This is a genomic window from Acinetobacter brisouii (assembly GCF_008993995.1).
In the GTDB taxonomy this organism is placed as follows: domain Bacteria; phylum Pseudomonadota; class Gammaproteobacteria; order Pseudomonadales; family Moraxellaceae; genus Acinetobacter; species Acinetobacter brisouii_A.
The window spans coordinates 1-6330 of record NZ_BKNN01000093.1; the positions used below are offsets into that span (position 1 = coordinate 1).

10 protein-coding genes and 1 pseudogene are annotated in these 6330 nt (G+C 39.8%); 10 read left to right on the forward strand and 1 reads right to left on the reverse strand.

What is annotated here, in order from left to right; genetic code table 11:
- The 10 genes and pseudogenes from GBN19_RS15835 to GBN19_RS14075 all read left to right on the forward strand — a co-directional run.
- Nucleotides 1-220: pseudogene (locus GBN19_RS15835) on the forward strand (hypothetical protein); the annotation flags it as partial.
- 240 nt (nucleotides 221-460) lie between these two features.
- A complete protein-coding gene (locus GBN19_RS14035) occupies nucleotides 461-655 on the forward strand; it encodes a transcriptional regulator (RefSeq protein WP_151778556.1) in 195 nt (64 codons plus the stop codon).
- A 21-nt stretch (nucleotides 656-676) separates the two neighbouring features.
- Nucleotides 677-895 carry a helix-turn-helix domain-containing protein gene (locus GBN19_RS14040; protein ID WP_151778557.1) on the forward strand — a complete coding sequence of 73 codons (219 nt, stop codon included), beginning with the start codon at nucleotides 677-679 and terminating at the stop codon, nucleotides 893-895.
- The gene (locus GBN19_RS14045) at nucleotides 892-1398 is read left to right on the forward strand and encodes a BRO-N domain-containing protein (RefSeq protein ID WP_151778558.1); all 507 of its coding nucleotides are present in this window, start codon (nucleotides 892-894) and stop codon (nucleotides 1396-1398) included. The genes GBN19_RS14040 and GBN19_RS14045 overlap by 4 nt, the downstream gene beginning before the upstream one ends.
- Complete coding sequence (locus GBN19_RS14050; RefSeq protein WP_151778559.1) at nucleotides 1395-1763, forward strand: hypothetical protein; 369 nt, start codon at nucleotides 1395-1397, stop codon at nucleotides 1761-1763. Before GBN19_RS14045 ends, GBN19_RS14050 begins: the two co-directional genes overlap by 4 nt.
- Before the next feature lie 12 nt (nucleotides 1764-1775).
- Nucleotides 1776-2153, forward strand: coding sequence for a hypothetical protein (locus GBN19_RS14055; protein ID WP_151778560.1), 378 nt, complete (start codon nucleotides 1776-1778; stop codon nucleotides 2151-2153).
- Nucleotides 2146-2454 carry a hypothetical protein gene (locus GBN19_RS14060; protein WP_151778561.1) on the forward strand — a complete coding sequence of 103 codons (309 nt, stop codon included), beginning with the start codon at nucleotides 2146-2148 and terminating at the stop codon, nucleotides 2452-2454. The genes GBN19_RS14055 and GBN19_RS14060 overlap by 8 nt, the downstream gene beginning before the upstream one ends.
- Complete coding sequence (locus tag GBN19_RS14065) at nucleotides 2451-4526, forward strand: DUF3987 domain-containing protein (RefSeq protein WP_151778562.1); 2076 nt, start codon at nucleotides 2451-2453, stop codon at nucleotides 4524-4526. The genes GBN19_RS14060 and GBN19_RS14065 overlap by 4 nt, the downstream gene beginning before the upstream one ends.
- Nucleotides 4527-5073: 547 nt before the next feature.
- Nucleotides 5074-5826 carry a DUF4850 domain-containing protein gene (locus GBN19_RS14070; protein WP_151778563.1) on the forward strand — a complete coding sequence of 251 codons (753 nt, stop codon included), beginning with the start codon at nucleotides 5074-5076 and terminating at the stop codon, nucleotides 5824-5826.
- Between the two features lie 114 nt (nucleotides 5827-5940).
- Entirely contained in the window at nucleotides 5941-6129 is a 189-nt protein-coding gene (locus tag GBN19_RS14075; protein WP_151778564.1) for a hypothetical protein, read from the forward strand.
- A 1-nt stretch (nucleotide 6130) separates the two neighbouring features.
- Here GBN19_RS14075 and GBN19_RS14080 read toward each other — a convergent pair.
- A partial coding sequence (locus GBN19_RS14080; RefSeq protein ID WP_308469259.1) for a transposase family protein occupies nucleotides 6131-6330 on the reverse strand: 200 nt, incomplete at its 5' end.

The window sequence follows — 6330 nt, forward strand, 5'->3', positions numbered from 1 at the left end:
AAGTGCTAGGATTCATCACGATTTAAATTATTTATGTAGATATTCAGATGAGCGAATCCACTGGCAGCGAATCAAGATGTTTTTAGAGGAATATAGCGCAAGTTACGGATTTACAGCAACAGATACACATGCCAAAGCTATCGCACAAATTCTACCAAGCAGAGCAGATTCTCAAGTAGAAGCCAACAAAGCAGTAAAAACAGCCTTACTTTCCAAATAAAATTACTACTTTTAGAAACCCAATTACTAATTCAAACCACTAACGTATTATGTTCTGAATCTAAATTACTATTTGGGTAAATGGAAATCGTAAAATTTATTTATAAATTACTACGACCATTAAAATTAATAATATTTTTATACTTAAAAATCATATTCTTAGTCATTAAAATACTATTTTTTATTATATTAAAATTTGTTCTTATAGCTCTATCAAAAATCGTTTTATAGAGCTAAACAAATGCAAAAACTACGCATTACCTATAACCAAGCATGTGAACTTTTAAGCATTAAACGTGATGCTTTGCGCCGTCTTGCTAAAGAAGACCCTGCTTTCCCGAAGCCATATAAACAAGGTTCTACCCGACAAGCCCCTGTCTATTTTGATTATGCCGATCTAGTTGCATGGCATAACAATCAAAAAGCCAACCATTAAGCAGAGATGGAGGCTTGAGCTATGCCAAACACTTCCCATCAAACCCTTGTTTTAAGCCACTTAAAACAAGGTAAGACTCTCTCACAGGCAGAAGCCATCTATCACTTTGATTGCTACCGCCTGAGCGCCGTTATTCAGCGATTACGCCTATCAGGGCATGACATTGTGACCCACAACGAACCCAACTTAAACGGCAAAGGCACACACGCACGTTATGAGCTAAAGGAGTTTGAGGCATGAACCAAGTCACCCATTTCGATTTTAAATCCAGTTCGGTTCGTATTGCCTTTGATGCCAACAATGAGCCGTTATTTTGTTTTCCCGATGTATGCAAAGCACTGGATATTAAAAATGCCCATCCAAGTCGATTTAGCTTAAATCCAAAGGGTATACATTTCATGTACACCCCTACCAATGGCGGACAGCAAAAACTCACTTTTATCAGTGAGGAAAATCTCTACCGCATTGTGTTCCGATCTACCAAGCCCGAAGCCATCCATTTCCAAAACTGGGTATTTGCTGAGGTACTGCCAACCATCCGCAAGACTGGCAGCTATTCAGCCCGACAAACCGCCTTTGATGAATTGAATCGGTTATGTATGCAGGCAAAGACCCAAAAGGCAAAAGGTTCATTTCACGGTACAGGATTAGCCAATCATCGTTATGTCATGCGAGATTTAAACCTAAGAATTGCCACATGTAAAAACAATCTACAGCTTACATTTGAGGGGATTACACCATGAGCAACCATGTAAACCCTGAGTTTTTCAAAGCCTTTGACCATTACAAAAACATGGTAAAGCAATACGGCGATGACCACCCGATTACTGAGCAAGCCTTTCTTTTAACGCTGCATTACACCCCTGACCACATCAAGGCGGAAATGGATGCCAAAGCCAAAGAATTGAACTTGTTGCCACCAGTAAGCGGTTACACGGATGACGGCGAACCACTCTACAACCTTGAGGATATTGCCAAGCATTTAGGCATAAGTTTTGAGGAAGCCGAACAGCATTTATTACGAATGATGGACAACCGCCAACAGGTCGGATTATCCAATGACGGCGTTTTGATTAACTCAAATATCAATATTAACCTAGTGCAATAGAGAGGTCATGTTATGAAAACCATCATCAAAGACTTAGGTTTATTGGTTGCGGTCTGGGCTATAGCGGTGTTTCTGATTGCAAGCTGTAGTAAATCCGCTTATGCTGTAAACCTCTCGAAATCTCAAAGCGTCACCCCTGAACGTCATTCAGGTTTTTTTGTGCCTCAAATTTGCATAGGCTCTCAATCTGTGCATTTATACGGTACAAGTGTTTCAGCTACACAAACAAGGCTGCAATCCCTTTATGGGAGGATGACACGACAAAATAAGCCTATGGTGAATATGTCGGGCGGTACTTTGAGTCCGAGAGTGAATCCTCCCACCCTAATCTCTCAAATTATGGTGGATTTAAAAAGCTCAAAACTCAAAGGAGGCATAGCTCATGCCTAATCAAATCAATTCTAAAAGCACCGCAGAAGCCTACACTGCCCTTGATATGCTTGATATAAGCGCATTGGCAGTGAATGACATGAAATGGATGAATATGGCTATCTCTCACCTAAAGAGAGAATTTCACAGGCTAAAAAAACGCACCCAAGAACAATACAATGTAAACGACTTATATTTTGATGAACTGGACGAGTTTTTCGGAATGTATGAGTTTTTGGCAGACAATCGACTGGAAGCACACCAATACATAGCCGAAAAATACCAAACCGAAGCAAACCAAGCTCAAGGGGGTAATTTATGAATACAGCACCCACTTGGGACACCACCATTCCTTTTGATTTTGATGGGCATGAACCCAATGAAAAAGCGCCACAAGCCGACCTTGTGACGCTTTTAGAGGAAAGCACAGTAACATTACTTCCCAGTGACCCAGTAAAACAGGCAATGGTTAAAATCTTTGGGGGCTGTCCCCCTGAAATCAAAAAATCGGTGATTGATGATTTTGAGGGAGATAGCTTTTTCCATAACGCCGTTTGGGACACTTACGATTATAGCTTAAATTTGGTTGGCGCTCGATTCTATGACATTGAACACCATCAAGAAAACAGTAGCTATGCCTGCAATGGTGGCAATTTCTTTCACTGTGAAAAGCTCAAGGATTCTCCTTTGTTGGTCACAGAGGATAGTACCCTTGCCTTTATCACCTCTTACGCCGTCTATCATCACCATAAGGTCACAGACAAGGGATTAAAGCAGTTAAGCCAAGAGGCAAAGCAAATCTATTTTGTGTGTTCTTCTCATGAGCTACTGGACTATAAACGGCGCTTTCGAGATACAGGCGTGGATATTCTTGCTCTTAAAATACCGTGCGACATCACCACCAATCAAAGCGAACTGGATGCAGAAATCACAGGATTAATTATGGCAAGCCAATCGAGTGAGTGGGATGCCCCTATTCCCCTGATACAGGGCAATACTGGGATAAATACACCCTATCCTATAGATTCCCTGCCACCATTGGCAAAGTTGGCTGCCGTTGCGATTGCTGAGCATGTGCAAGCCCCTATTGCTATGACTGCCCAGTGTGTGATTGGTGCAATGTCCCATATCGCCCAGAGCTACGTTAATGCACCCGACAAGAATGACCCTCAAGGTGAGCCGTGTAGCCTGTTTTTACTGACTGAGGGGCAAAGTGGCAGCCGTAAGACCACAAGCCGAAAACTGGCAGACAAAGCCATTATCGAGCATGAGCGTAAGCAATACGACCTATATCGCCGTGACCTCGAACAGTGGAAAAGTGGACAGGCAGGCTTAAATAAAAAAGACCGTGAAGCCTACGGCGTGGAGAATCCCCCACCGCATGACCCTAGCACGTTATATAGCGACATCACCCTAGAATCCATTGCAGGCTTATACGTGGATGGCATCATTAAAAATGCCTCTATTTCCAGTGATGAGGCAGCCCAGTTTTTTGGCGGTCACACCATGAAGTCGGATACACGCAATCACGCACTAGGGGGCTACACCAAGCTATTTGATGAAGGCACGGTGGAACGTACCCGATCTAAGTCTAACCTTAACGGCAGTGGTCGGGCTTATGATGTGCGATTAACCTTTAATTTACAGGGACAGCATGAAGTTTTATCCGATGCACTCAAAGACCCAGTATTAAGGGGACAAGGCTTTTTACCTCGCTTTATCCTGACCATTCCCGAAAACTTGGCAGGCACACGGCTACAGGATACGAGCCACCAAACCAACAATGCCCACCTTGATCATCGGCTTGTTGCCTACTGGACACGCTGCGCTTATCTACTGGATGACTGCCCACAACCTCAAACAGGGCATGAACTGCATGATGGGCGTTTTGTGATGAACATGAATGAACAGGCAAAGCAGATAGATTTAGCCTTTTACAATGAGGTGGAACGACTACAGGCAAAAGGGCAGCGTTATGAGTACCTACAAGCCTTTGCCAGTCGTGCCAGTCAATTAGCACGGCGCTTGGCTACTGTATTCGCCTACTTTGAGGGACAACAGGAGATTGATGCCACCATCCTATCAGGTGCATGTGACATTGTTCGGCACTCACTGGGGGAATGGTCACGTTATGCCGAGATTGAGAGCAAGGAAGAAAACGAGGCTCAAAAACTGCTTAAATGGCTTATGAAGAAATGCACCGATCAGCAAGTGGATAGAATCAATTATTCCAATGTTCAGACCTCATGCCCTCGCCCAATGCAAAAGAATGGCAAGTTATTAGAAATGATTATTCAGCAGCTTGAGGATTCTAATTACCTAAGAGTGGAAGCCAACGGCAAGAAGCGATTAATCGTATTAAATCCCTTTTTACTAGAAAAAGTGACTAAGTGACTAAATGAGTTACAAGTATATGTTATTTAATAATATTTAATGTTTTAGTCAGTGACTAAAGACTGACTAAGTGACTAAATGAAAGGGCTTAATTAAGTCATTCACTTAGTCATTTAGTCATCGTTAAGTCAGCGACTAAACAGGATTAATTTAATATTTATCAGTACCTTAAAACCAACTTAGTCATTTAGTCAGAGTTTTAGGGAAAAATATAAAAATGAGTGGTGCATCGTGAGTGAATCGAGTTTTCGGCTATCTATAGATACCAATAAAATCTTGGTTTCTAACGTATCCATAAATTATTTTCAAATCTATTGATGTGAATCTATAAGCATAATTTTAGCAGACTGCCCCATAAAACTAGCAAAACCTAGTTATGTTAGTTTTGTCACTTCTAATTCTGAGAAAAATAATTTTTAGAGTCCTAAAAGGATATGTTTCACCATTTCAGTTTTAAGCAATGTATTATAAGGTGTAATCCTGATATAAGATTATCTAAGCTAGATAAATCTCATCCAATAAAATCTATATAATTTAGAGTGTTAATATGAAATTTAAAATAATCTCAATATTGGCAATGTCACTTTTATCGACTTTTTCTTTTGCTAAAAAATATAACTTTACCCCAGCCAAAGTGACACTCAGTGTTAATGAGCAAAAAAAACGCCATCCTCTAACGTATGTAGGGCAGGCTGTATTCAAAAATGGTGTACATATACCTGTTTATTCAATCAGTGTTCCGATGGGTACTGATGAAAAAGAAAGGCAATACCATTCGCCAACGGTAAACTGTAATTCTTCAAAATGTTATTTTGCTATGGACTTGCCAAAAGATATGGCATCACACATGAAAATCTACAATATTGCAAAAACAGGTCAATGGATATTAGCGCCTGCATCATGGTCTAGAATGGAGGGTTACATTGGGGCAGATGGCAATACCATTATGACAATTACATCATCTGACCAAAAAGCAAATCTAAATTTATATGATGTCCCTGCTTGTGTCGGGTGTGCTATGGAAGCGGCAAGCCCATTTTTCCCAGAAGCTGCTAGAGAATATCAACGAGCTTTTGATATAAAGCTTAATACTTTATCAACACCTTTGCATATTGTGAGAGCAAACAAAAAAACTGTTTATTATCAATATCAATTAAAAGATCAGTATCAAACAAATGGTGTTTCTAAATATAGACCTGATGAGGATAACCCTTATGAGGAAATGAGCGTAACTTTGCCTGAAAATCAAATAGCATATGCAAGACTTATGCTAAATTTTTTCGCTTTGACGCATAAATAAAAAAAATATAAAGTTTTTTTAGAGTCCGTAAAAAAGAAATTTCCACTAGCTTAGACAGTGATTTTGAATTTTTAAAATTGAGTAATTTATTTATACAATACAAAAGGGGAATTTATGAAAAGGCTTGTTGCTTTACTTGCACTATGTTGCTGTAACTATAGTTTTGCTTGGAATGCGTTTGATCGAGCAAATAAAAATAATCCAACTGAAAATTCTTTAGGTGGATTGGTCGGTTCTGCCATTCTGAGTTTAGATAAAAAATATAATAGAAATAAAAGAGATTCTATTAGACCTCTTTCATAAATCATTTTTTGCTCAACTCCCTATTATAAATTCCAGCAATTAGATTAAACCTTAGTCCCAGTCTTTTGCCTCGATTTCGATAACGTCCAGCAAGAATCTTAAAGGTTTTGAGTCTGCCAAATACATGCTCAATTCCTATTCTTCTTTTATTGATTTCTCGGTTGTATTTTTTGAGCTCAGAATGCAAGTTACCACCTTTGT